Raw genomic sequence first — 26,889 nt, 5'->3', positions numbered from 1 at the left:
AAAATTAATTCGATGCGAATAAAAAACTCTCTCGAGAAAATGAACGGTTGTACCGTAAATTGAAACGTATTGGGGGAGAAGATGAAAGACAGAGCGAAACAATTTAAGGACACCTTAGAACGTTATATCAATTATCGCGGGATAGATATTATTCTAACCTTAAAAGACGGAACCGTAATCGAACTGGATAAAAATAGAAAAATGAAAGGGGACATCGTCATCAAGAACGGTGACTTCGGGATAGAAGCAGAAATTGAAATTTCTTCCATCCAAAAAGCGGATTTTTTTGCAGCTTAAACCACTCTTTAGTTCTTGTCCGACCTAATTTTTTAGACTACAATTCTTCCCCGCGAGCGGGAGGAATTATGGAAGCAATAGGATTGATCTTCTTAGCCGGTTTTACCGGAACCATTTGTATGTCTCTCTCCATGTGGTCCATTCATTATGCTGGATCAGTCAATGCAGATATGATCCGAGCGGTGGGAAGTTTTTTCACAAAGGATATGAATCGAGCATTAATCCCTGGGATAATTGCTCATATCCTCGTGGGGCTTATTTTTGCATTTCCCTACGCTTTTCTGATCAATCTGGCTCCTCATATTTTGATCGCTTCGATTGTGACTGGAGGAGCGTTAGGATTCTTCCACGGATATTTGGTAGGCTTCCTATTAGTGGTTTTAGTTGCCAGAAACCACCCGTTGGAACAGTTTAGAGAAGCAGGGATCAGCGTTGCTGCCGCTCACGTTTTCGGGCATTTGATTTACGGGGTGGGTATTGGGGTCATACTTGGTTTGTACGGGTATGCCTGGACATCCATTTTGACCATATAAGGTCATTTTGGAGTTTTCTCTTCTTTTAGCCTGAAAAACGCCCGAATGACCTTGACTTCCTACCCGGTCAACAGAAATTAGTAAATACGGGGTATTTTGTCCCCAGACTCCGGACCTCTGTCGTTTCAGTGGTCGGTATCGTTTTTTGCGATATTGTTTATCCGGTCCTAAAACAATCCAAACAGGAGAACTCCACCGAATGGTAGGAATCATTGTAAAGGAAGGCGAGTCCATCGAATCCGCTCTCAAACGTTTTAAGAGAGATTGCGCTAACGCCGGAATCATGAGCGAGATCAAAAGACGTGAATTCTACGAAAAGCCTAGCATCAAAAAGAAAAAGGCTTTAGAATCCGCAAAACGCAAATTAGAAAAGAAAAAACGTCTCTTCTCTCGTAAAGACCGCGGTTAATCCTCGGTCTTAGGTTCCTAAGAGAAATAGGGGAACGGGCATGTCCCTGCAATTAAAAATTAATACCGACCTGAAAGAGGCTATGAAAGCAAAACAGGAGCCTCTTCTCTCCACCTTACGCCTGCTTAAGGCTGATATCCAATACGAGCTTACGAAAAACGGAGCCCATGAATTAAGCGATGAACAGATCATTGTCTTGATCAAACGTGGTTACGCAAAACGTATTGATGCAATCCAAATGTATGAAAAAGCGAATCGTAATGATCTCGCGGATAAAGAAAAGGGTGAAGCTGAAATCTTAAAATCATATCTTCCGCCTGATGTGCCCGAAGATCAAATCATCGCCGCTGTAGAAAAATTTGTCATAGAACTCGGAGCTTCCGGTCCCAAAGACATAGGAAAGGTTATGGGAAGAGTAATGGCTGAATTTAAAGGCGCAAACATAGACGGATCAAAGGTTTCTGCGATCGTAAAATCTAAACTTTCCTAAGCGGGTATACCTTGCAGTTCCAAAGGGAATTTATCGACCGTATTCGTAGGGAAGTTCCCATTGAAAGTTATATCAGTCGATTTGTACCCTTACAAAAAAGAGGGAGGAATATGGTGGGTCTATGTCCATTCCACCAGGAAAAATCCCCTTCTTTTAATGTTTCCGTAGATAAACAATTCTATCATTGTTTCGGATGTAAGGCCTCCGGAGATCTATTCCAGTTCGTGATGAGTTACGAAAGAGTGGATTTCCAAAGAGCGAAAGAAATTCTTTCCGAGTATTCGGGCATTCCGATCCAGGAAAAAGCGAAAGAAGAAGTAGAAAGAACTGAAACTTTATACAAAGTAAATAAGAAGGCTCTTAATTTTTTCCAAGAAAATCTGCGTGGACCACAAGGACTTGCGGCTCGAGAATATTTGAATTCTCGAGGCCTTGGCGAAGAGATCCAGAAATCTTTCCAATTAGGTTATGCTCCGGGTGGATTCAATCATCTAACCGGAAAAGTTTTTAACACAAAAGAAGAGATAAAGGCCGCTCTAGAAGTGGGCCTGATCCGCGAATCCGAAAAGGGAAAAGAGCCTTACGATTTTTTCAGAGACAGGATCATGTTCCCTGTTTTCGATCTTTCCGGCAGAGTAATCGCGTTTTCAGGAAGGATTTTAGGCCCGGGAAAAGAGTCTAAATATGTGAACAGTCCTGCTTCTTCCATATTCGATAAAGGAAGAACATTTTATCATCTTCACCAGGCAAAAGAATCCATCCAAAAGTCCAGGACCTCGATTTTAGTGGAGGGATATCTGGATGTGATCGGTCTCGTAGATAAGGGACTGGAAAACACTGTAGCGTGTATGGGAACCGCTGTGACTGAAAATCATATCCGTACCATGAAAAAATTCTCAGACAAATTCCTTCTGGTTTTGGACGGAGATTCTGCGGGTAGAAAGGGGGCGCTTCATGCAGCCGAACTTTGCCTGAAAGAAGGTCTGGATTGTTTTGTTATACTATTACCGGAAGGAAAGGATCCTTTCGATATTTCCAAAGAATTGAACCGCCAAGAATTGCATAAACTTTTGGAAAACCAAATCCCAGCTTCTTCTTTTGTTGTGGAAGAACTTTTGGATAAGGCGGATTCTCGCGCTCTTCCAGAAAAGAAAAGAAGGGCATTGGACAATCTATACCAATTTCTGAAAGGTTTCAATCGAGACTCCGACAAGGAGTTTTTCTTAAGTCTCGGGGCAAGAAGGCTCGGGATCAGTATGGATGCAGTTTTACGAGATTATAAGGGTGGGGGAGCCAAGTTTGCCTCTCCAGGGTCCGATAATAATAAGGATAAATCCGCCAAACGTGTATCAGGCCCGAATCCAGCGGAAAAATGCGAAAGAGAGATCATTGCCTTACTCGTGAAGGCTAATCATTTATTCCGTTTTTCCGAAGAATTATCCGGGTTGGAATTCTTGGACTCTAAAAGCGCGTTTTTATGGGACTTTATATATACGAGATACGCAAGCGAAGAAGAAGTTTCTCCCGCTTCCGTTATTTCTTCGGAGATCCCGAACGAATTTAAGGAATCCATAGCCCCATTTCTGATCTCAGAAGCGGATATGAGTCCTGAAGATTCCGTGAAGGTATTTAAAGGATTATTAAATCAACAGAAACTTTTCGTGATCGATAAGAGAATGGAAGAGTTGGATTCGGGTTCACCTTTGGATGATCCCGAACATTTTACAAAACTGGCATATTATAAGACCGAGAAAGCAAAATTATTGGAATTTATCCGTAATGAAAACTCGGGTGTAAGATAGGGGACCGCAGAATGGAAAATCTACAAAGCATGCCGGAAGTGCAGAAGATCATCGCGATAGGAAAAGCAAACAGCGAAATTTCCTACGACGAGATCAACGAGATACTTCCGGACAAGATCTTAAACTCGGAGAAGATCGACGACGTATTCACTCTTCTTCATGAGATGGGAATAGAGATCGTAGAAGAATATACTAGAAAATCTTTGGAGCCGGCTACTTCTATCCTGCCCAAAGACGATCCTGCTCTTCCGGTAAAACCTGCCCGCAAAAAGAAAGAGACTGCCTCTTCCGCAGGCGGTTCCGAAGATCCGATCCGTCTTTATTTGAAAGAGATCGGAAAGGTAAATTTGATCTCCGGAGAAACGGAAGTATTTCTCGCTAAGAAGATAGAAAAAGGCGAGAAGATCATTGAAGAAACCATCTTAGGGTCATCCATCCTTAGAGCGAACTTCATTAAACTCCTTCCTAAGATCCGCAGTAAAAAGACTAAGGTGTATGATCTTGTCAGAGTAGACAAGATGTATGCGATGAACGCGGAAGAAGCGAAGAAGTTGGAAGAACTTTTCTTCAAAAACATCTCCGTTATCCAAGAACAGGAAAAAGTTTTACAAGAAGCTCAGTCCAGGATCCGCAAATATTCCGAGAACTCTAAAAAATACAAAGAGTTCAAAGAGAAGATAGATATATCCAAGGGTATCATAGACACCGCAGTTCGCGAGCTCGGAGTTTCCCAGAAAGAGATCCAAAAAATTTCCCAAAAGATCAAATCTATGGTCTTTAGGATCAAAGAGATCGATCGCCATTTCTTAAAGATCAAAGCTCAATACGGTTACGACGTTAAGGATATCAAAGCATTCAACCGTTTCATCGAGAAGAATGAAAAGTTAGAAGATATTGAGAAGATGATGGGAGTCTCTATCGACGAGGTTCGCGAGGTCATCAAAGATATTCGTAACAACGAACGTAAACTTCGTCGTATGGAGCAGGAAGCAGGTTCTTCCGTCCAAGAGATCAAGGACTGGGGCGAAAAGATCATCAAAGGTGAGAGAGAGATCGCTCAAGCCAAAAAGGAGCTCGTAAAAGCAAACTTAAGACTTGTGGTTTCCATCGCAAAACGTTATGCGAACCGAGGAATGCATTTCTTCGACTTGATCCAAGAAGGAAATATCGGTCTCATCAAGGCTGTGGACAAATTCGAGTATAAGAAAGGATATAAATTTTCCACTTATGCTACTTGGTGGATCCGCCAGGCGATTACCCGCGCGATCTCAGACCAAGCAAGAACGATCCGTGTTCCGGTCCACATGATCGAACAAGTGAATAAGGTGATCCGTGAGACTCGTTTATTCGTCCAAGAATTCGGTCGCGATCCTTCCAACGAAGAAATCGCGGAACGTCTAGGTTGGCCTGTCCAAAAAGTAAAAGCGGTTAAAAACGTAGCAAGAGAACCAATCTCTTTAGAGATCCCGGTCGGTTCCGAAGAAGATTCGGAACTAGGTGATTTTATCGAAGACAAGGACGTGGAATCTCCGGTGAACTCTGCAGCTTCCAGCATTCTCGCAGAGCAGATCAGACAGGTTCTTCATACTCTTCCTGCAAGGGAACAGAAAGTGATCCGTATGCGTTTCGGTTTGGATGACGGTTATCCTCAGACATTGGAAGAGGTAGGTTATCAGTTCAAGGTAACCAGGGAGAGGATCCGTCAGATCGAGGCAAAGGCTCTCAGACGACTGCGTCACCCATCTCGTTCTAAAAAACTGAGAGATTACATCGATTAAGAGGCACAGAGTTTAAGAAGACGCTAAGGGTTTTTGCACGCAGAGCCGCAAAGTCGCGGAGTAAGTTAGCCAAAATAAAAACCCTCTGCGTCTCTCTTAGAACTCTGCGGCTTACTTACCGTCGTAAGTAGCTCTCAGAGATTCTATTAACCCCAAAGCTTCTGCTTCTTTTTCCTTTCTTTGTGCTTCTTTCCAGCCGAGTAATTTAGCCAAAACTTGTGAAACTGGTGCCGCAAGTTTTGCCGCTAATTTCAGATCCAAGAACTGGATACGGAACCTTCTCGCAAGAACGTCCGTAACTGTGAGTGCAAATTCTTCCTTAACAAACCACTCCACTTCTTCTTGGAAGTATTCCAGACCTGCAATAAGTTTAGTCGGCTTTTTACCTAGGATGATGAAAACTTCTCCACCGTAAAAGTTTTGGAGACGTTTTGCTGATATCTCGCTGACCTTATACATTTTTTGGATCTCTTTGTATAAGTCTTCCGAATATCCCACTTTTCCAGGAAAAGAGTATTTTGCTGTCCTGCTGGAGCCATACTCTTCCAGTCCGCCTTCTTTCAAGACTCGATCGATCAAGTCCTCCGCCATCTTTCTATACGTGGACCATTTTCCTCCTCCCATTGTAATAAGTCCGGAGGAAGAAACTAAGATGACTTCTTCTCTTGAAATACTTTTCGTATCTTGGTTCCCTTCCGGAGAAATGAGAGGGCGAATGCCGGAAAATACAGAGATGATCTCTTTTCTTTGTAAAGGTGAGGCTAAATAATCGGAGCCGGTTTGTAGTAGGAACTCCACTTCGGATTCCAAAGGAAGAGGATCTTGAGTCACTTCATGGATAGGAGTGTCGGTGGTCCCTAAGATCACATGGTCTTCCCAAGGGATGATGAATACCACTCGTCCATCCTTTGTTTTAGGAATGATGAGAGCGGTATTACAAGGAATGGTCTCTTTTTTGAAGACCAAATGAATACCTTGGCTAGGAGAAAGCACACGATATGTTCTTGGATCATCTTTAAGTCGAATATCATCCACCCAAGGTCCGGTCGCGTTCACTACAACTTTTGCTTTTACGTTATAGGTTTCTCCGCTGATAAGATCTTTTACTTTTCCACCTACAATTTTGCCGTCCTTCTTCTGGAAAGATAGAAGTTCCGTTTGGCTCAGTACCAGAGCTCCTTCTTTGGATGCCGCTCGAGCCAGGTTCACATTCAGTCTTGCGTCGTTGAACTGAGAATCGTAATATAAGATCCCGCCTGTCAGACCTTTGGATTGGAGAGCCGGAAAATCTTTTTCCACTTCTTCCTTAGAAACCCTTTTGTGTGAAGGAAGATTTCCTTTCCAAGCCAGGATATCGTACATAGTCATTCCGATGCTGTAATACGGTTTTTCGTAAAGTTTGTATGTGGGAAGAATGAATGGCAATGGTTTGACCAAGTGAGGCGCGTTTTCCAGAAGTCTTTGCCTTTCTGTGAGCGCCTCATGGATAAGTTTGAAATGGAATTGAGCGAGGTAACGTACCCCACCGTGGATTAGCTTGGTGGAACGAGAAGATGTCCCGGAAGAAAAATCTGATTTTTCTAAAAGAGCAACCTTAAGGCCTCTTAGGCTTGCGTCCAGGGCAGCCCCGGCTCCAGTGGCTCCTCCCCCTAAAACCAAGAGGTCGAATTCTTCTTCTTTTAATTTTTCAAACCGGCTTTTGCGATCGTGTTTTTGCATGTACAAGGTCTTCCTGCTTTACAGGGTGATTTCGCCGGGTGAAATTGCAATAAAAGAGCCAAATGGAACCTAAAAAACAAATCGAATTGATACGACGCGGGACGGTCGACCTGATCAGCGAGGAGGAACTTACCTCCAAACTTACCAAAAAAAAGTCCTTAAAAATCAAAGCCGGTTTCGATCCGACAGCCCCGGACCTTCACCTGGGACATTTCGTTTTACTTAGAAAATTAAGGCATTTCCAGGACCTGGGTCATGAGGTGAATTTCCTTTTGGGGGATTTTACTGCAATGATCGGAGATCCTACAGGAAAATCCGAAACCAGAAAAAGACTCTCCAAAGAAGAAGTTCTCAAAAACTCAGAAACCTACCAAAGCCAAGTTTTTAAGGTTTTGGATAAGGAAAAGACTAAGATCGTTTATAATTCCCGTTGGTGTTCTGGGATGAACTTCGAGGATGTTCTGGTTCTTACCTCCAAATACAGCGTGGCCCAAATTTTAGAAAGGGACGATTTCAGCAAAAGATACAAGGGTGGTCAACCCATCTCCCTGATTGAATTTTTATATCCTCTAGTCCAAGGTTATGACTCCGTAGAAATGGAAGCTGACGTGGAATTGGGTGGAACAGACCAAAAATTCAACCTTTTAGTAGGTAGAGAATTACAGAGAGAATACGGAAAAGAGGCGCAATGTGTGATCACTCTTCCTCTTTTGGTTGGTCTGGACGGGGTCAAAAAGATGTCCAAGTCCCTCGGAAATTACGTAGGGATTACGGAAGAGCCAATCGACATGTTCGGGAAACTAATGTCGATCTCGGACGAACTGATGTGGAATTATTTCGAATTGCTTACGGATCTTCCTATGGAATCCGTTACAGAACGTAAAAAAGGGATCCAATCCGGAGAACTTCATCCTAAAGAGGTCAAAACCGAGCTTGCAAAATTAATAATGGACCAATTTTCTCCTCCGGATACAAATTCGGAAGCGATCGAAGAATGGAATAAAGTCCATAATCCGAAAGCAAGAGCTATTCCTGAAAATATTCCGGAAACAAAATTAGGTCCCGAATTTTTCCAGGAATCCGAAACTCCGCAGTTGATCTGGGTTCTCGCCAAACTAGGATTTGTTCCTTCTACCTCCGAAGCGAGAAGGCTCATCAAGTCCGGGGGGATTTATGTCGACGAGGAGAAACTTTCGGACGAAAAATTTACCGTAAGTAAAAACGCAGAATACTTGATTCGCCAAGGCAAAAAAGGAAAATTCATCCGTCTGGTCAGTTGACCGAAATCAGAACATGCTCAGCGAAGAAGAATCCACAGTACTTTCCAAGACGATCAAGGAAATCCAGGACAACGAAGTAGAATCCGAAGTCCTGGAAAAAAAATTTCGTCAGATCCGGATCGGTTCCTCCGTATTCTTTTTTCTGATCTTGAGCGTCACCACTGTTTTTGCTTTGGCAAGAAGGTTGGATTCTCTCCAAAACACAGTCCAAAAACAGAATGAAGTTATCTCAGTTCTTTCGGAAGATATCACAAGTTTAAGGTTGGAAGAACAACAAAGAGAAGAGGAAGTCCTTCGTTTTAAATCTTCCATCTTGGATGACGTTCCTGACGGCGATCTAAGCGAAGAAGTGAATAAAAACTTAAATTCCTTACAAGCTATCATTCCTAAACCCGGAACTGGTAAGAATATTAGCCGGGGAAATCCGAATTTCAAAGAAATCTCCCTTACTTTTGATTTGGGTACAGGAGAAGATCTACAAATACTTTACGAATTTATGATGAGGTTTCCGATCAAGGTGACCTTATTCGTTTCGAACGAAAATCCTGCTAAAAAGGGCGGATCCTTATTTTCCAAAACCAATTTGGTCTATCTTAAAAAATTAGCCGCTTTGGACGGAAGGGTAGTTTTCGGGAATCATACTTGGAGCCATTTCAATCTACCTAGAAGTTTAAAGGAATCCTCTCTTAGAAAGAGAGCGCTTTTGAGCTACGTTGCGGATGAGATTCCGGATTTTAATCTTCTTTTAGAAGAGCTTACTTCTGTAGAGGATAAATTCAGAACTATTACCGGGCTTACTCTTACTAAGTATTATAGATTGCCCTACGGTGCGGTGGATCAGATCATCTTGGATGTATATGCCACCCAAGGTTATGAAAACCATATTTTCTGGAGCAATAATACGGTGGGTTCTTTGGATGTACCTGACTTCGTCTATAAAAAATACATCACTAAAAAAGATTCGGCGACCGGTAAAACGAAACTAGTACAAAATCCTCATTATAAAACTAAAGAAGAGATGCTGGATTTTCTATATCGCTGGGAAGCTTCCGATAAAAATGGAATGAACGGTGCAATTATTTTAATGCACTTAGGTTCTCCAAGACAATCCGAAAAGCTGATTTATATTCTTCCTGATTTTATCCAGGCAATGCTAAACAAGGGTTATAAATTCGTAACCATTCCGGAAATATTGAACGAAAAGCAGGATTGATTTCCCGCTTTTCGTTTTGATCTTACTTCTTCTTTTTACCTTTATTATTCGTTAAAATCCTATCAGGCTCGCTCGAAAATTCAGGGCTTGGGAAATAGACCGTACTAGGTTTTACGACCTGTTTTTTACCGAAAATCCTTTCTATTCTCCCATAAAACCAAGTTTGAAAATTATAAAGGTGAAGATAGAATACGGGCACCATGATCAAGGTGATGATACTTGCGAACGCAAGTCCCCAACCAAAAGCGAGTGCCATAGGTACTAAGAACGGATCGTAACCGCCGATCCCGTATGCAGTCGGCAAAAGTCCGAGCACAGTGGTAACAGTAGTTAAGGTTACCGCTCTTAATCTTAGATTTCCAGTATCTACTAAAATTTCCTTAATATTCTTGTTCGGATTTTCTCTTCTTAATGTGTTTGCAAAATCAACAAGCACGATGGAGTCGTTTACCACAACTCCTGCAAGTCCTACAATCCCAAGCATCGCCAAGAATCCGAAATATTCTCCATGGCTTACGAATGCCAGGATTACTCCAATAAAGGAGAAGGGGATAGCGCTTCCGATCACAAGAGGCTGCATTAAAGATCCGAATTGGGAAGCGATGATGATGTACATGATAAGAAGTGCCATCAAGAACAGAAATCCCAAGGAGCCCATGGACTCTTCCGTATCCTTATTCTCGCCACCGAAACGAACTATATAACCGGGATACTTATCTATGATCTTTTCTTGTTCCGCTAATTTTTTAGCGGAAGCATTTGCTTCGCTTGAATTAGCCTGTTTTCCGCCGGCCAAGTTTGCTGTGACCGTCACCAAACGTTTCCCATCCAAGTGATTGATATTGGAAACACCTGGAAGTCTTTGCATCGTTACTAAACGGGACACCGGGATCATTTTTCCGATGGAGTTGGAAACATATACATGATTTAAACTTTCCACCGACTTTCTATAGGATTCAGGAAATCTTACTTTTACCTCTACTTCTTCGTCCGTCCTTTTGATCTTGGTGGCGACAGTTCCTTGGAATGCAGTATTGATTGCTTGGGCGACTTTGAATACGGAGACTCCGGCGGTAGAAGCAAGAGATTCGCTGACTCGAATACGTACTTCGTCCTTACCTTCGTTGAAGTCGTCAGCAATATCCGTGACTCCTTTCACTTTTCCTAATATACCTTTGTATTCCGCGGCGATTTTGAGAAGAGTGTCGTAACTATCTCCTCTAATCTCGATCGCAACCGGTTTTCCTACAGGAGGTCCTCCGGATACTTTTTCGTATTCTAATGAGACTAGTTTGCCTCTAAGAGATTCGAATTCTTCTGGGATAACGACAGGTTCGGGCACATCACAAGGATTTTTGATTTCTGCGGCTTCTTTCTGGATCTTTTCCTCTTCAATTTTACGGGAAGTTTCGTTAAGCAACCAGAGAGTTTTTCTTCTGAGTTTTTGGATGATATCGTCGGTTTTATGGCATTTTTTGCGGTTCTCTTCTGCAGTTAAATATGCCATTACCATTCCGTAATGTTTTCCTCTTTTAGTAAAAGGATCATTCGGATTTGCCTGGATGATCCCTACTCGAGTTGCATAATTCTCCAAATCTTCTTGAGGTACTTTAGCGATCTCTTTTTCGATCACTTCTAAATAACGATAAGTTTCATTCAAACTAGCACCGGTTTTAGCGGTGACCTTTACATAGAACTGGTCTACGGAACCGGGGAATAATTTAAACTTGGAGAATAGGATCTGGATGATAAAACTTGCGATCAATAACGAGACTAGACCAATAGTCATCTTCCAAGGATTATTTAATGCGAATTTAAGAGCAGGAACATATTTCGTGTTCCTAAATTTAGAAAACCATCCTGACTCTTCTTTGATCTCTCCCGCTTTTACTCCACCTTTATTGATATCATACAAGTGGTTTGGAAGAATGAAGAATGCTTCCGCCAATGAAGCGCAGAGCGCGATAATCACAACAAGCGGAATGCTGAATACGAATTTACCGAAAATTCCCGGCATGAATAGGAGTGGAGCAAACGCAGCAATCGTTGTAGTAACTGTTGCTGTCACTGGGGAAACCACTTCTAAGGTTCCTTTTAAGGTTGCCTCGTATGGAGGAAGTCCTTCCTCTATATATCGATAAACGTTTTCACAAATGATGATCGCATCATCCACAAGGATACCTACGACCAGGACTAGTCCGAACATTGAGATCAAATTCAAAGTCAGACCGAATTGATCCATGATGAAGAATGTGGCACCGAAAGAGACCGGAATACCAAGAGCGGTCATAAGTGCCACTCTCCATCCCAAGAAGAAGAATAAAGATCCGGTAACTAGGATCATCCCGAATGTAGCGTTTGAAATTAGGACATTTAATCTACGCCGAATGTATTTAGAAAGATCGTTTACGAATGCATACTGGAACTCGGGAGAACCTTTGCGGAATTTTTCCACGGTTGATTTTACATTATCTACTACTTTGATCGCATCCGCACTTTGCCTTTTTAGGACTGTAAGAGCTACGGTCTTAGTGCCGTTTACGTTCTCTATATATTCCGCTTCTCTTAAACCTTCCGTTACCCTAGCAATGTCCTGGATACGGATCGCATTTCCGATCTCGTTCCCCCTAACATGTACTTTGGAGATCTCTTCTGGGGTATCGAATTCTCCGATCGTCCTTAGTATGATCTCTTTATCCAGGCCAGTGACATTTCCACCCGGGACGTTTACGTTACGGTTTCTCAATGCGCCGATCACATCTTGACCGGTGAGATAAAAACCGAATAGGCTATTCGGAAGAATATCCACTTGCATTTCGGTCTCTCTCCAGCCTCTGCGCGAGACCTTCGCTACTCCCGAAATATCCAAAAGCGCTTGTTCTACGATCTTTGCCTGCGCACGTAATTTTTTCTCGGCCTCGACAGATCCATCATCTTCTTTTAATGTGATGGAGACTTCGATCACTGGTGTTCTTGCAGTTGTGATCTCGGTTACGATCGGATCTTCCACTTCTTCCGGAAGATCCTCTACGCGGTCAATGGCGGATTTAATATCATCCACCACTTTTTGGGTATCCTTTGTATCAGGATCCAATGTGATCACGATCCCGGATCTACCTTCGATAGAAGCGGATCTATATTCTTTGATCCCATCCACTTCTTTGATCGCTTTTTCCAGAGGGTTCGTGACTAACTTTTCCACCTCTTGCGGAGAAGCACCCAGATATAGAGTAGATATAGAGACTATATCAAAATTGATATTTGGAAACGCTTCTCTATTCATTTTAACCGCAAGAAAACTTCCTGCAAAGATGATTAGGACTGTGAGTAGATTTACGAAGATACTTTTCGAGAGGAAATATTCGATGATACTTTTCATAGGGGCTTCCGCTTAAGTGTTTAGGGAGAAGTTCTTTTAGTCCAGGATAGGACCGGTCAGTTCCATGGAGTCGTTGAAGCCAAACATTTTTGTGCTCTTCAATCTATCTACGTATAAGACTCCGTTTAGGTGATCGCATTCATGTTGGTATACGATTGCGGAATATCCTTCGATGATTTCATCGTGGATGCTTCCTTTTTCATCCATCCATTTCATTTGGATCTTATTGGGTCTTTCCACATAACCCCTCATACCCGGAACGGAAAGACAACCTTCCCAGTTACCGTCTAGTGAGTCTGTGACCGGTTTGATCTCAGGATTGATCAAAATTCTTTCCGGAACTCGTGAAGGACTATCATCTTCCGGGTCGGATCCGACTACTACGATCTTCTTCATGATACCGATCTGAGGTGCGGCAAGGCCTACGCCGTCCGCATGTCTCATTGTATCAAACATGTCCCGGATCAACTTTTTGAATTCTTTGGTTCCCAATTCGTCCGGATGAACAGTTTCGCTGGTCTTTCTTAGAAGTGGATCGCCGATTTTGAGAATTTTACGCACTGACATTTTCAGAACCTTGTCCTAGAGCTATCTTTCACCGGTTTTTGCCCACCAGATTTTAAGAATGGTTCTAGGATTTTAGACAGCAGCCAACCGGTCGGTTCTAAAAATCTTGGATTTTGAGCTTCCCATCTAAAGACCGAAGTTCCGACGGAAAAATTTTGTAATATTTCCGCTTGGGTAGCTAAAGGACCAACAGTTCTGGGAAGTAGGATACCCACCGGACATTTTGCCTTTTGGGAATAGAGATCTTCCTTTTCTAATCCGTTCCATAACTTTTCTAAGCCGAATGGGTCCCAGAAGAACTTAGGGATTTGGGTCAAATTCCTTAAAAACCAATCCGTTTTTTCCAAAATAGATGTGGAGTATCCGGATACAGGCAGAGGGTTTGGGAAAATCAAAAATGCAGAAAGTATTTTGTCGTTACTTTGGGTGAGAAGCGGCCAGATCAATCTCGCGGAAAATCCTTCCGCAATTAGAATTTGTTTCTTCTTTCTTTTATCTAAAAAATCCAGAATATCCGTATTCGAAAATCCGCTGAATTTTTCAGGACCTTCCGCTACAGTAAGATAATAATCGGAAGAAAGTTCCGGGCTAAAGGACCTATCAAAAGAATGTAAGGGGTCCCGAAGCCAAAGCACCTCGTCTTTTTTGGGATTTCCCCGGCTGGTAAAAGTCCAATGATTCTCTCGCATTAGTCTTGACAGTGATTCGGAAAGGAAACTATCTATTAGGTTCGGCGTTGGTGTGTGGAGACGAGGGGAATCGAACCCCCGACCTTTTGAATGCCATTCAAATGCTCTCCCAACTGAGCTACATCCCCTCTGATTCCAATATGGTCTCCTTGGGTGCACTGTCAATATATATTATTTTAGGAGCAAACGGATGAGCGATTCCGTCGAGGAACTACAGAAAAAAATAAAAATCCAAAACGATATCATCAAAGGTTATGAGAAAGTTTTGAGATTGAATGAACAGGAATTGGAAAATGCGGATGAGATCATTCGTATGTATGAGACGATCATCCAATACTCCGGACAAGAATTAAAGGATGTTAAAGAAGCTTTTGATGCAACTTCAGTTGTGACTAACTTATCCAGAGATGAATTAATTTCCGCAATGAATCGGATCAAAGAACTTGAACTCGCCAACAGAAAACTAAGGGAAGAGTCCCTTAAATTCCAATCCTAATTTCCGACCTTGACCCAGATAAAAAAACAGGAGACCCTACTCAAAAGTCGCAGTGACGGTTCCTTCTTTTTAGAAGAAGGTTTAGGGGTCTCCTCCATCTTCGACAGTTTTTTGAGAGAGGCAATCGCACTCACTCATGCTGACTTAGGCGGTATATTTTCCACAACAGAGTCCGCAAACATAAGACAAATATCTGGGCGTAATGAAAGAGAACTGATCGAAGCTGCGCATTGGGCATTCTCTCAATCCGGAAAAGATCTACTTTTAGAAAGAGGTAAAACACCTCCTTGGGCAAAATCGCCCAGTAGTTACCCACTTTTAGTGGTTCGATTAAAAGTGGACGATCTTGACGCGAGTCTTAAAGCGAATCGTGCGAGTTACGCAGTTTTAGTTTTGCAAGGTAAAACTACCGCGGATCGTTTTTCTAAAACTGATTTTGAACTTCTTCGTACTACTTGTAAAACAGTAGGAAGATTATTAAAAGAATCTCATGTATCCGGAGATGCTTCCTTAGTCACTCTCTCCTTACTTGCTACCACTCAGTTGGTATTAGAAGCAGCACAAGCAAAAAGACAATCGGAACGTTTCGACTTCTTACTTACGGAAGTGATCCGTGTTTCAGGACTGATCAATTCTTCCTTAGATCTTTCTCAATTATTAGAAGCGATCATGCTTTCTTCCAAGACGGTATTCAGGACGGAAGCCTGTAGCGTTCTTCTTTTGGACGAATCGAAAGAGTATCTGTATTTCCACACAGTTCTGGGAGAAAAGAGCGAAGCTGTCACTAAGATGCAAGTTCCGGTAGGAAAGGGGGTTGCGGGTCTAGTCGTCAGAGAACGTAAACCGATGATCATCAACGACGCTCAGAATGATGATCGGGTTTATAAGGAAGTAGATAAGGCTTCCCAATTTACTACTCGAAACATCATGGCTGCACCTTTAGTCGCAAACGATGAGGTCATAGGTGTAATTGAGGCGATCAACACAGTAGATAGAGAAAAGTTTACGGGAGAAGATCTGGAACTTTTTTTAAGTTTTTCCGGTACTTCCGCCTTAGCCATCCAAAAGACCGGGCTTCTTCAGAACCTAGAGAATGCAAACAAGGATCTTCGCAAAAAAGTTTCCGAGTTAGAGTCCTTATTCGATCTATCGCAAGCGGTTAGTCTTTCTACGAACAGGTTGGGGTTAGTCCGAAAGTCCATCCGATTGATTATCCGCGAGTTGGATGCAAGTGTTGCTGGAATTTTTTTATACAGTCTTTCCAAAGAGAACTATATCAACTGCGCGTATTACGATGGGAAAACGGAAAAAATAGATAGGGTTATAGAGGAAGAAATTTCGGGAACCCAGATCCTATCCAGTGTTAGGGAAGGTCTTCCCGTCCTTAAAAGAGATATTTTGGACCAACCTTTCCGTCATGAGCTGGATAGAAGATTTTTAAAAGGTTCATACATTATCGTTCCGTTATTCTTGTCCAGCGGGGAACCTTACGGGGCCTTGACTGTGGCGGATAGAAAGGATAAACTTTCTTACCAGGACTCGGATTTCCGATTATTACAGACCATGGCTTCCCAGTTCACAAAGGGATTCGAAGCTTTCCGTTTGAGAAACGAAATGTTGGAAAAAAAAGCGATCCAACAGGAGATGGAAATTACCCGGAAGATCCAACAGAATATTCTTCCCTCGGAAAAAGTATTTCATTCCAATTTTGATCTAGGGATTCTTTCCGTCCCGGCCAAGGATGTATCGGGCGATTTTTACGATTATTACCAGTACAGCGACGGTCAATATTCCTTTTTGATCGCAGATGTTTCCGGAAAAAGTCTTCCTGCTGCGCTGTTTATGGCGATGAGTTCTTCCATCATCAGAACTCTAGCCAGAAATCATGACCTAAGTCCCGAAGAAATTTTAAGACAAGGAAATGAGCTGATTTTCGAAGATTCCCATTTTGGAATGTTCGTCACCGCATTCTTCATTCATTATAATCCTTCTTTGTTTACGATCGAATACGCTTCTGCAGGCCATAACGACCAGGTCTGGATCAAAGAAGACGGATCCTATGAGTTATTAAAAGGACAGGGACCTCCTCTAGGAGTGATCCCTACTGCAAAATATAAGGGTGGAAATTTTACGGTCAAACCAGGGGATATTTTCGTTCTCTATACGGACGGTGCGGTAGAAGAAAAAGACGCGCAAGGAAATGAGTTCGGTCTGGAAAGAATGATCGAAGAGATCAAATCCAGAAGACATCTTCCTGCCCAAAAAATTGTGGAAGAATTGTACGCAACTATCCGCTCTTTCTCCTTTGGAAAAGAACCTTTCGACGATTTCACTGTACTTCTATTGAAGTACAATAATGATTTTCAATTTTTCAGGACTTTCGACGCGAATACCGGACAAATTCCTATCTTCCGAGAATTTATATACGATGCGATCAAGGTAAGAAATCTGCCTGATTTTTTGAGAGACGATATTCTTTTGGCAGGGGATGAGGCGGCTACTAATATCGTGATGCACGGTTATAAGGATACTCTGCTCAGAAATCCGAAATTCGATTGTAAAATTCGGTTCACTGAAGATTCTATCACGATCGTGCTGACTGATTCCGGAAAAGGATTCGACAGAACGAATGTGAAAGACCCGTCCATAGAGGAAAACCTCTCCGGAAAAAGAAAAGGCGGATTCGGTGTGTATCTGATAGAGACATTGATGGACGTGGTGGATTATAAAATGGAAGAGGGAAGAAACATTCTTACTCTTCAAAAATTTTTCCGCTAACGATGGGGGCAAAATGGAACTGACGGTAGAAATAAAAGGGAACTCTAGAGTGATCCACCTGATTGGAAATATGGACGTTCACAATACCCATAGGGTAGAACAGGCGTTCATGGATCATATCAGAAAGGCAACAGAGCCCAATATCGTCTTAGATATGTCCAACGTGGAGTTTGTATCTTCTGCAGGCTTAAGAGTTATAGTAGGTTCCTTAAGAGTTTGTAAGGAAAGAGAGATCCAACTCAAACTAGCAGCTTTGCGCCCGGCAGTTCGTAAGGTTTTCGAGATTATAGATATGGATTCCTTATTTAAGATCTATGATACTGTAGATTCTAGCCTTCAATAAATCCTTTTACCGAACCGCGGTTTTTAGCTTTCCTCCCTGGCCTTTCTCTAAAAACTGTGTACCGTATGTCGGAACAAACGTACTCTATAGATAATCCGTTTCAATCTTCTGAATCTTCGGAATCCCAACCCGTCTCCAGTATTTACGACGATGCCAATACAATGGGCAAAGAGTTATTGGAAAAACCTCTGCAAGGAGGAGGAACGGATAGGATCCTAGTACAACATTCTAAAGGAAGAATGACTGTTTGGGAAAGGATCAAAGTCCTTACCAATTCAGAGCCCAATATTCTCTACCAAAACTGGGGAAAAAATTTAGACGGGGCTTCCTTAATTACAGGTATTTTAAATATTAACGGAAGGGACGTAGCGATCTACGGACATGACTTCACTCTTAGAGCGGGGTCCATGGATGCTACTAACGGAAACAAACTCGCAAGGCTTATCTACATGGCAGGGGAACATGGAATTCCTCTGATCGGAATGAACGACTCGGCAGGCGCATATGTTCCTGCCGGAGTGGGTGGTCTCGACGGATATTCCGAAGCGTTTACCGCGCTCAGAAAGATCAGCGGTGTGGTCCCAAGCTTAATGCTCATGTTCGGATTTAATGCGGGTGGTGGAGCTTATCTTCCAAGACAAGGTTCTTTCATGATCCAACCGGAAAATACCTTCTTTGGATTGACCGGACCTGGAGTTGTTAAATCCGTTTTAGGAGAGGATATCAGCGCAGACGATCTGGGTGGACCAAAAGTCCATGGACAGAGCGGGGTAGTTGACTTGGTCACTAACGATGAGTTAGGAGCTTTAAGAACTGCACTTAGACTTTTATCTTATATTCCTGATAATAATTCAAGTGCTGCGCCATTCCATCCTACCTCTGATCCTACCGATAGATTTATCTACGAAGAAGAGATCTTATTCAAAAAGACATTCAATTCTCCTACGGGGATGAATACTCCATTCGATATCACATTATATATCCAGAATATTTGTGATCATGGACAATATTTCGAGATCCAACCGCAAAGATCCAGAAATCTTGTCACCGCTTTCGGTAGATTGGGTGGACACGTAGTTGGTTTCGTTGCGAATAACTCCGCAGTATCTTCCGGGCAGATTGATATCGGTGCTGCAAGAAAGGGCACCAGATTTATCCGTTTCTGTAATGTATATAACATTCCTTTAATATTTTTAGAGGATACCACCGGGTTCTTACCCGGAAAAGAACAGGAACAGAACGGAATCGTCCTGGAAGGAAGAAAACTGTTGGATTCGATCATCGATATCCGCACTCCAAGATTGACTCTAATCATCCGAAACGCATTCGGCGGAGCATACGCAAGTTTTAACTCTTACCACACTGGTGCGGATATGGTATTTGCACTTCCGACCGCAAGGATTGCGGTAATGGGTCCTGCCGGTAAAGACTACGTCTATAAAGACGAGATCACTGCGATCCAAAAGGAATATAAGGAAAATCTAAAGAATGGCGTATCGGAAAAAGATGCCGCTGCGACTAGGGATAAAAAGCTTCAACTTCTCTCTCAAAAATATGAGAAAGAGCTAATGAATCCTAAGGAAGCGTTATCTTTAGGTTCCGTTTCCAGGATCGTTCTTCCGGGAACTACCAGAAACATACTCTTCAAAAATTTAGATTATTTAATCCGACACTACAAACCCGGACCGATGTCCGGACCTCAAAGGGAATTCGAGTAAAAACAAATGATCGACTACCAAAATCGACGTATTACATTTCGCGAATCTACTTCTCCTTGGATCCATTCTTTCTCTTTAGAAACGATCAAATGTCTGATCGTTTGCCGTGGCCCAGTTCGAAAAGAGGCAATGGAAATTTTCGACCAGATCGGAGTAAGAGAATACGGTATCTTACTTTCCGAAAAAGATTCGGTCGTTTATCCGATGGCACTCGCTCCGGAACTTAGAGATTTCAGATTTCCTTCTAATATCCATAGAGTTCCTGATTATATGGGAGCCGGCGCGGAAGAAAAAGCCGCTAGAATTAAACAAATCATCCAAATTGCAAAAGATAACGGGTATACTCATATCTTTGCCGGTTATGGATTTATGGCAGAAGATTCCGAATTCATCGAGGCAATCGAAGAGAGCGGAGTCACCTTTATGGGTCCTTCGTCTCATGTAGCTCACCAAGCAGGCTCAAAAGATGAGGCGAAAAAACTTGCTCGTAAACTGAACGTTTCCGTGACACCGGGCGTAGACACCATCTCTGCAACTTGTCTTCTTAAAAAAGCAAAGGACGAAAAAGCGTTAGTTGCCCTTGCCAAAGAAAAAGGATTAAACTTTTCGTATAATTCTTCTATTTCGTTGGAAGAAAACGCAGAAGCGTTACTGTATGCAGGTTACGAAAAGATCGTAGAATTAGTAACCATTCCGGAATTGCAGGCTCAGGCAGAAATTGAAGCTGCAGAGATCTGGAAAAAATACCCAAGCAATCGTATTCGTTTCAAATACGTAGGCGGTGGCGGTGGAAAAGGCCAAAGGGTAGTTTCCAAACCGGAAGAAGTAAAAACAGCAGTACAAGAAATATTATCTGAATCTAAAGTGACAGCTCCGGGTTCCAATAGGAACTTTTTGATAGAATTGAATATCGAAAAGACCAGACACAACGAGATCCAGTTGATCGGTAACGGAGAATGGTGTTTGGCTTTAGGTGGAAGGGATTGTTCCGTGCAGATGCATGAACAAAAACTTCTGGAGATCTCTCTTACTCAAGAACTTCTGCAGAACGAGATTGCAATCCTTGAAAAAACTTCACCTAAAAAAGCGGAGATCATGAAGGCGGATCTTCAGGTTCTCAAAGAAATGGAAGAACAATCCGAAAGATTCGGACAGGCAGTCGCTTTAAATAGCGTTTCCACCTTCGAGTTGATCGTAGAAGGGACCAACCACTTCTTCATGGAGATGAACACAAGGATCCAGGTAGAGCATAGAGTTACCGAAATGGTATACTCTTTGAAGTTTACCAATCCAGAGAACAAATCCGAATTTTTTATCGTAGATAGTTTGATCGAGGCGATGGCACTTTTAGCCCTCCACGGAAAAAGACTGCCTAAACCGGAACGTGTAGTCAGAAATATTTCCGGCGCGGAAGTCCGTATCAATGCTACAAATAAAGCGATCCAACCTCACGCAGGCGGGGTGATCTTAAGCTGGTCCAAACCTTTACCGGAAGAGATCAGGGACGACCAAGGGATTTCCGTCAGAAATCCGGATACTGGTCTATTCGTTCATTATAAAGTAGCGGGTGCTTACGATTCTAATATCGCTCTTCTAATCACTTACGGAACTAGTAGAGAAGATAATCTTCGCAGGCTCGGAAATATCTTAAGAAAAACCGAACTTAGAGGGCAAGATCTACAAACAAACTTACTTGTTCATTACGGATTGATCCATTGGATCTTAGGAAAAGATCCTTTATTCAAACCTTCCACTGCGTTTATGATTTCTTATCTTGCTGCGGTTGGCGCCCTAGAAAGCCTAGGCAAGGATATAGATCTGGAAGTTGCTTGGACTAAAGTTCTTTCTAATGCACCGGCAGAGGGAAAAAAGGTCCTTTCCAGAAAACTGACACTGATAACTAGACCTCTGGGAGAAATACTCGCAGACGCTCATGTTTTAGCGGGATTCTTAGGATATCATGAGAATGTTTCTTGGAAGTTTGAAAAAGACCAAGTAGTTTGGTTACGAAATCCGATCCATATTCTTTCCGACCTATACTATTATCTGCATATGGAGGGAGAATTACACCAATCTCCTTCCGAGCAGATCTGGGACCATGACCAGAAAATCCTTCAATCTGCATTAGCATTTTATGATGAATTAGAAAGGCTGACCGGTAAAAAAGCGGATTCCGCAGATTGGGATTCGGTTCTGGCTGCTAAAGCGCCTGCTGGCGTAGATGCAGGTATTTGGACCAAGGCGATTGCTTCCCACAAAGGGTTCCAGATCGGATTAGAACTATTAAAACTTATTCCGAACCTTGGAAACAAATCAGGTTTCTACAAGTTAGGAGTGGATGAGAACTTAGAGCCGGTCATCCCGGAAGAATTTAAGAAAGCGGATACAAGAGACGCGTTCATTAAATTTTTGGCGCCTGCTCCTAAAGCAAGCTCGGACGAGATCGTTTCTCCAATGGGAGGAATGTTCTATTCTAAGGAAGCTCCGGATCTTCCTCCAATGGTGAATGAAGGCGAGCACTTTAAAGCGGGCCAACCTTTATTCATAGTGGAAGTAATGAAGATGTTTAATAAGATCACTGCTCCATTCTCTGGAACAGTTAAGGAAGTGATCTTGAAAGAAAGCGACGGAAAGATTATCCAAAAAGGACAAACTATCTTTAAGATCGTTCCGGACGAGATCATTAAGATCGAAACCCCGGAAGAGATCCAAGATAGAAAGAATAAGGTAACTTTCTCTCTACTTTAACTTAAACTTCTATGATTCTCGCTCGGTTTTTAACCGGCGAGGATCTCGGAAGGAACATCTGCTAAGGAAAGTATCTTTTCCGCTGCTCCTCTCTCTATCGCTTCTCTTGGCATACCGAATACGACAGAACTTGCTTCATCTTGAGCGATCGTTCTCCCGCCAGCCTTCCTGATCTCTAATAATCCTGCCGCTCCGTCTGCACCCATACCCGTTAATAAAAAAGCCTTTGCATTTCGACCAACATGTTTTGCAACGGAATGGAATAATACGTCCACGGATGGTCTATGACGATTTACTAATGGACCGTCCGTGATCTTTACGATGAATTGGGCCCCGCTTCCGACCACTTCCATATGTTTATTTCCTGGAGCAATGAGTGCAATACCTTCTTGGATGCGATCTCCATCCTTCGCTTCTTTTACGGTAATTTTGCACATTCTATCTAAACGATTTGCGAATGCTTCCGTAAATTTTTCAGGCATATGCTGCACAATCACTATCCCCGGACTATTAGCCGGGAGAGAAGTTAGAATTTCCTCCAAAGCGATCGTTCCACCTGTCGATGTTCCGATTGCAACGATCCTATCAGTAGTTGCGATTTTCGTAAAATCCAGTCCGTTCGTCTTGGAGGAAGGAGTGGAAATTTGATGTTTCAACTTGGATATGGAAGCGGAACGAACACACTCTCCTAGATAAACAGCAGAATCCTCTAAAAAATCTTTAAGTCCAATTTTGGGTTTAGTAACAATTCCGACCGCACCTTCCTTTAAGGCTATCCAAGCAGTTTCAGAAGACTCTTCCGCGAGAGAAGAACAAATCAAGACCGGAGTAGGGTGAGTGTGCATTATCTTTTTTAAAAAACTGATCCCGTCCATTCTAGGCATTTCAATATCTAGAACGATCACATCTGGCCATCTTTCCGACTTTCCGAGTTTTTCCAAGGCGAACACAGGATCGGGAGAGGACCCGATAACTTTTATATCCGAATTCATTTCCAAAACTTGTTTTAGTACGGACCGAACCACTGCGGAATCGTCGATAATATATACGTATATCATGCTATACTAATTTTTCGGATTTTCCATATATACTTCTCCATCCCAAAGTGAGAAATATATTTTTCGATGGGATTTTCCTCCGGTATTGGAAGCCGTTAGATCTATATTCGCTTTACGGACCAAATCCAAAACGGACTCCACATTTTTTTCGCCAATTTCCACTATTCTTTTAACTTCCTCCAATTTATCTTCTTCCGGTGAGAACATGGAAGCTCCACCGAAAATTTTGCATACGAATCTTCCCGGTCTTTCTCCCAATTTTTGGAATTGTTTTAAGAAAGTTTCCAATGCATCGTCCGCATATTTAGGATGAGGTTCCGAAATATGAGATGGTCGTCTGGGTAACATGATATGGGCCATTCCTCCTACCTTGGAATATGGATGCCAAAAACATAATGCGACACAGGACCCTAAAAGTGTTCTAATACGAGTTCCATTCTCACCCCAATAAAAACCACCCGGCTGTAAAAAAATATCCCTAACAATCTCCGGTTCCATATTTAGCCTACAGAAATTACGTTAGCCGCTTCCTCTCTGGTTTCCTCTAAAGCGGTCAATTCTTCTACGGTTAATAAACGAAGAAGATTTAGTAAAAGGATGAATCCGCTTGTTTGCCTTGCCATACCCGCTAAAAAATCCACACGTATTCTAGATCCGAACGTAGGAGGTGGTTCTATTTCGGAAGAAGGTATACTCAATACTTCGTATACCGCTTCAACGATCAGGCCAATATCCATCCTGGCTCCATTTACAGATTCCGGGACTTCCACTATCACAATACAGGTTCTTTTGTCCGGAGAATGTTTCTTTCTGAAAAACTTATCGCATACGTCCAGGACCGGGACCACATTTCCCCTTAGATTGATCACTCCCGGAATAAAAGAAGGCATCATCGGAACTGTTGTGACATGTGTATATTCTAAGATCTCTTTTACATTCAGAAGTCCGATCCCGAAAGTTTCTTCTCCGATCTTAAAGGTCAAATACTGGTTGTCTTCGAAAGCGCTCACTTACAATACCTCAGTACTTTTCAAACTTAGGTTTGTCCGGAATATTTACAGTTCTTACAGCCGCGATACTTTTGGAACCGTTACCGAAACTTTCTTTTCCCTGGGATTCTTTACTCAGCCTAAAGAATAATACGGATTCTCGGAGAGATTCCGCCTGGCTATTCATCTCTTCAGCGATCGCAGCCAGCTCCTCTGAGGCGGAAGCATTCTGTTGAGAGACTTGATCTAACTGTCCCATTGCTTTATTAATCTCGACTACCCCGGAGGCTTGCTCTTCACTCGAAGCAGTGATCTCTTGCACTAAATCTGCAGTTTTTCTAATATTCGGAACAATCTCGCTTATGAGTTTTCCTGCTTTTTCCGCAATTGCTACGGAAGATACTGCAAGACTAGAGATCTCATTCGCTGACTTTTGGCTCCTCTCCGCTAATTTTCTAACTTCGGACGCTACTACGGCGAATCCTCTTCCATGTTCTCCTGCTCTTGCCGCTTCAATCGCTGCATTCAAGGCAAGCAGGTTAGTCTGGTATGCGATGTCCTCGATGATGGAAATTTTTTCCGCAATCTGCTTCATCGCACTCACTGTTTCGGTTACAGATTTTCCTCCCTCTTCGGCATCTTTAGAAGATTGGCTTGCGATCTGTTCGGTTTGTTTGGAGTTACTAGCGTTTTGATCGATAGATGCAGTCATTTCTTCCAAAGAAGAAGTAGTCTCTTCCACAGAAGCAGCCTGTTGTGAAGCGCCTTGGCTAAGCGAATTTGCCGTAGAAGAAACCTCTCCGGCAGAACCCACTAAACTTCCGGCTTTCATGACGATATCCCCCATGATCTCGTTCAGTTTGTCTACAGTAGTGTTTCCATATTCTTTCAGTTTTCCGAATGTTCCAAAATATTCGTTTTCTATTTTAGAAGTCAGGTCGCCGTTCGCTAATCTCTCTAAAGCATCTACAACTTCATTTAATCCGGTTTCGCTTACTTGTAGGAAGGAATTGATACCTTCTCCTAAACTTCTAAAGAAACCGTCTTTTCCTTCTAATCTTACCCTAGTTTTAAAATCTCCCTTTGCCGCAGCGCCTACTATCTCTTCGATCTCTTTTTGGACTGCCAGTTCCGCTGTAACGTCGTACCATTCGACAACTGCTCCTAACCTTTGTCCTTCAGAGCTTAAAATAGGATTTGCGATCAGGTTGAAAGACCTTCCTCCGATTGTGATCGAAGATTCGTAGGTGTTATTCAAATTCGCGAGTATATTCCTTTGGTGGGCGGGATTCTTATGGTAAGAGTCGATATTCGAACCAAGTACGCTATGCAAATTAAAAGCACTTAATTGTTTTCTAATATCTCCTTCTCCGTTTTGGAACATCTTATATACTGCCTTATTCATATACTTGATGTTAAAGTCATTGTCGGCGATCATCACATTCGTAGATGCATTGTCCAAAGCGACTTTGATACGAGTTAACTCGTCATTTTCTAGTTTACGCGCTTCTGCGATTTTTTTCTGCTCGGTTACATCCGACCATTCTACGACCGCACCCAGTCTATCTCCGGATTCCGTCAAAATAGGATTGGCAATCAGATCGAAACTTCTTCCTCCGATCTCAATGCTAGATCGAAAAGTATTAGTGAAAGAGGCAAGTATTCCTCTTTGGTGAGCTGGATTCTTATGATATGAGTCTATATTCGAACCAAGCAATTTATTCAAATGGAAATTATTGAGTTGTTTTCTAATATCAGTTTCGCCTATTTCGAACATCTTTACGATCGCTTTGTTCATATATTTGATATTCAAATGAGTGTCAGCGATCATGATATTCGTACTAGTATTATCCAAAGCGACTTTGATACGGGTAAGCTCTTCATTCTCCTGGCGTCGGACCTCCAACATTTTCTTTTGTTCGGTTACATCCGACCATTCTACAACCGCACCTAGTCTATCTCCTGATTCCGTCAGAATAGGATTAGCAATCAGATCAAAACTTCTTCCTCCAATTTCAATACTAGAGCGGAAAGTCTGATTTAGATCTTTTAGTATATTTCGTTGGTGAGCCGGATTTTTATGATAGCTGTCGATATTCGAACCCAACAAAGATTCCATTCTAAATTGACTGAGTTGCTTTTTGATATCTTCCTCTGCATTTCCGAACATCTTACGAATGGATTTGTTCATATATGTGACCTTTAAATTCTGGTCCGCCATCATGATATTCGTAGTAACATTATCCAAAGCTGTCTTGATCCGAATAAATTCCTCCGAATCAGACTTACCATTAACAACAATACTTCCGGAAGAAAAAGGTTTTAGATAAATCGTTAGAGCGGGTAAGAGTAAGGTCCCAAAAATCGCAAACAGGAAATGATAATAAAGCGAGCTTTCCTTCTGGGCAGGAACGGAAATAGAAGATCTTGTTTTCTGCCAATCAGATCTCAATTGTTCAAGCTTTGGTAGTGAATTTTCTGAGACCTGATTTAGAAAATTTTCTCTCGTGTCTTTTGCCTGGATCCCTAAAATCCCTTTTGCAGCCAGGATACTTTCCTGAATGGATTCCATATCCTTTTGAAATTGATTTAAACCTTCAGGG

The 26,889-nt window shown here is 42.3% G+C and carries 21 protein-coding genes and 1 tRNA gene; 13 read left to right on the top strand and 9 right to left on the bottom strand.

From position 1 onward, the window contains the following. Positions 1-81: 81 nt before the first annotated feature. From LEP1GSC185_RS08910 to rpoD, 6 genes are all read left to right on the top strand, one after another. Complete coding sequence (locus LEP1GSC185_RS08910) at positions 82-297, top strand: hypothetical protein (protein WP_008589453.1); 216 nt, start codon at positions 82-84, stop codon at positions 295-297. Positions 298-365: 68 nt separating this feature from the next. Further along, positions 366-830 (top strand): hypothetical protein, encoded by a 465-nt coding sequence (locus tag LEP1GSC185_RS08905; protein WP_008590900.1) that lies wholly within the window; start codon positions 366-368, stop codon positions 828-830. A 199-nt stretch (positions 831-1,029) separates the two neighbouring features. Beyond that, complete coding sequence (rpsU, locus tag LEP1GSC185_RS08900; RefSeq protein ID WP_008591132.1) at positions 1,030-1,239, top strand: 30S ribosomal protein S21; 210 nt, start codon at positions 1,030-1,032, stop codon at positions 1,237-1,239. Between the two features lie 40 nt (positions 1,240-1,279). After that, complete coding sequence (locus LEP1GSC185_RS08895) at positions 1,280-1,729, top strand: GatB/YqeY domain-containing protein (protein ID WP_008589835.1); 450 nt, start codon at positions 1,280-1,282, stop codon at positions 1,727-1,729. An 11-nt stretch (positions 1,730-1,740) separates the two neighbouring features. Next, complete coding sequence (dnaG, locus tag LEP1GSC185_RS08890) at positions 1,741-3,531, top strand: DNA primase (protein WP_008596593.1); 1,791 nt, start codon at positions 1,741-1,743, stop codon at positions 3,529-3,531. Between the two features lie 11 nt (positions 3,532-3,542). Next, a complete protein-coding gene (gene rpoD / locus LEP1GSC185_RS08885) occupies positions 3,543-5,309 on the top strand; it encodes an RNA polymerase sigma factor RpoD (protein WP_008589554.1) in 1,767 nt (588 codons plus the stop codon). Between the two features lie 111 nt (positions 5,310-5,420). Here the strand turns inward: rpoD and LEP1GSC185_RS08880 are convergent, their stop codons facing one another. Beyond that, positions 5,421-7,028 carry a glycerol-3-phosphate dehydrogenase/oxidase gene (locus LEP1GSC185_RS08880; protein ID WP_008591638.1) on the bottom strand — a complete coding sequence of 536 codons (1,608 nt, stop codon included), beginning with the start codon at positions 7,026-7,028 and terminating at the stop codon, positions 5,421-5,423. Positions 7,029-7,090: 62 nt separating this feature from the next. Between LEP1GSC185_RS08880 and tyrS the strand changes: the two genes are divergently transcribed. Together tyrS and LEP1GSC185_RS08870 are read left to right on the top strand one after the other, a co-directional pair. Next, positions 7,091-8,308 (top strand): tyrosine--tRNA ligase, encoded by a 1,218-nt coding sequence (gene tyrS / locus LEP1GSC185_RS08875; protein ID WP_008590596.1) that lies wholly within the window; start codon positions 7,091-7,093, stop codon positions 8,306-8,308. A gap of 13 nt (positions 8,309-8,321) precedes the next feature. Further along, a complete protein-coding gene (locus LEP1GSC185_RS08870; RefSeq protein ID WP_008591363.1) occupies positions 8,322-9,521 on the top strand; it encodes a polysaccharide deacetylase family protein in 1,200 nt (399 codons plus the stop codon). A 22-nt stretch (positions 9,522-9,543) separates the two neighbouring features. On the opposite strand, the gene LEP1GSC185_RS08865 is transcribed toward LEP1GSC185_RS08870, so the two are convergent. The 4 genes from LEP1GSC185_RS08865 to LEP1GSC185_RS08850 form a co-directional block, all read right to left on the bottom strand. After that, entirely contained in the window at positions 9,544-12,900 is a 3,357-nt protein-coding gene (locus LEP1GSC185_RS08865) for an efflux RND transporter permease subunit (protein WP_008590252.1), read from the bottom strand. Positions 12,901-12,936: 36 nt separating this feature from the next. Continuing rightward, positions 12,937-13,467 (bottom strand): peptide deformylase, encoded by a 531-nt coding sequence (gene def / locus LEP1GSC185_RS08860; protein WP_008589590.1) that lies wholly within the window; start codon positions 13,465-13,467, stop codon positions 12,937-12,939. 2 nt (positions 13,468-13,469) lie between these two features. Then, a complete protein-coding gene (locus LEP1GSC185_RS08855; RefSeq protein WP_008590646.1) occupies positions 13,470-14,156 on the bottom strand; it encodes a hypothetical protein in 687 nt (228 codons plus the stop codon). Positions 14,157-14,211: 55 nt separating this feature from the next. Continuing rightward, a tRNA-Ala gene (locus LEP1GSC185_RS08850) sits at positions 14,212-14,284 on the bottom strand. 62 nt (positions 14,285-14,346) lie between these two features. Here LEP1GSC185_RS08850 and LEP1GSC185_RS08845 point away from each other — a divergent pair. The 5 genes from LEP1GSC185_RS08845 to LEP1GSC185_RS08825 all read left to right on the top strand — a co-directional run bounded on the left by LEP1GSC185_RS08845 (position 14,347) and on the right by LEP1GSC185_RS08825 (position 22,239). Continuing rightward, positions 14,347-14,652: a hypothetical protein gene (locus LEP1GSC185_RS08845; RefSeq protein ID WP_008590162.1), complete on the top strand. Its 306-nt coding sequence runs from the start codon at positions 14,347-14,349 to the stop codon at positions 14,650-14,652. 96 nt (positions 14,653-14,748) lie between these two features. Further along, a complete protein-coding gene (locus tag LEP1GSC185_RS08840; RefSeq protein WP_420864561.1) occupies positions 14,749-17,430 on the top strand; it encodes a SpoIIE family protein phosphatase in 2,682 nt (893 codons plus the stop codon). 13 nt (positions 17,431-17,443) lie between these two features. Continuing rightward, entirely contained in the window at positions 17,444-17,773 is a 330-nt protein-coding gene (locus LEP1GSC185_RS08835; RefSeq protein ID WP_008596558.1) for an STAS domain-containing protein, read from the top strand. Between the two features lie 65 nt (positions 17,774-17,838). Next, the gene (locus tag LEP1GSC185_RS08830; protein WP_008589979.1) at positions 17,839-19,491 is read left to right on the top strand and encodes an acyl-CoA carboxylase subunit beta; all 1,653 of its coding nucleotides are present in this window, start codon (positions 17,839-17,841) and stop codon (positions 19,489-19,491) included. Between the two features lie 6 nt (positions 19,492-19,497). After that, a complete protein-coding gene (locus LEP1GSC185_RS08825) occupies positions 19,498-22,239 on the top strand; it encodes an ATP-binding protein (protein WP_008590768.1) in 2,742 nt (913 codons plus the stop codon). Between the two features lie 29 nt (positions 22,240-22,268). On the opposite strand, the gene LEP1GSC185_RS08820 is transcribed toward LEP1GSC185_RS08825, so the two are convergent. The 4 genes from LEP1GSC185_RS08820 to LEP1GSC185_RS08805 are packed head-to-tail and all read right to left on the bottom strand — an operon-like array spanning position 22,269 to position 26,858. Continuing rightward, a complete protein-coding gene (locus LEP1GSC185_RS08820; protein WP_008589541.1) occupies positions 22,269-23,297 on the bottom strand; it encodes a protein-glutamate methylesterase/protein-glutamine glutaminase in 1,029 nt (342 codons plus the stop codon). A 6-nt stretch (positions 23,298-23,303) separates the two neighbouring features. Next, positions 23,304-23,795, bottom strand: coding sequence for a chemotaxis protein CheD (locus tag LEP1GSC185_RS08815; RefSeq protein ID WP_008591755.1), 492 nt, complete (start codon positions 23,793-23,795; stop codon positions 23,304-23,306). Positions 23,796-23,797: 2 nt separating this feature from the next. Beyond that, positions 23,798-24,307, bottom strand: a complete 510-nt coding sequence (locus LEP1GSC185_RS08810; RefSeq protein WP_008590202.1) for a chemotaxis protein CheW — start codon at positions 24,305-24,307, stop codon at positions 23,798-23,800. A gap of 10 nt (positions 24,308-24,317) precedes the next feature. Then, the gene (locus LEP1GSC185_RS08805) at positions 24,318-26,858 is read right to left on the bottom strand and encodes a methyl-accepting chemotaxis protein (protein WP_415857734.1); all 2,541 of its coding nucleotides are present in this window, start codon (positions 26,856-26,858) and stop codon (positions 24,318-24,320) included. Positions 26,859-26,889 lie beyond the last annotated feature (31 nt).

The sequence above is a fragment of the Leptospira licerasiae serovar Varillal str. VAR 010 genome, assembly GCF_000244755.1.
GTDB lineage: Bacteria > Spirochaetota > Leptospiria > Leptospirales > Leptospiraceae > Leptospira_B > Leptospira_B licerasiae.
Note: the sequence above shows the minus strand (reverse complement) of the source record. Positions and strands in the feature narration are given on the sequence as shown.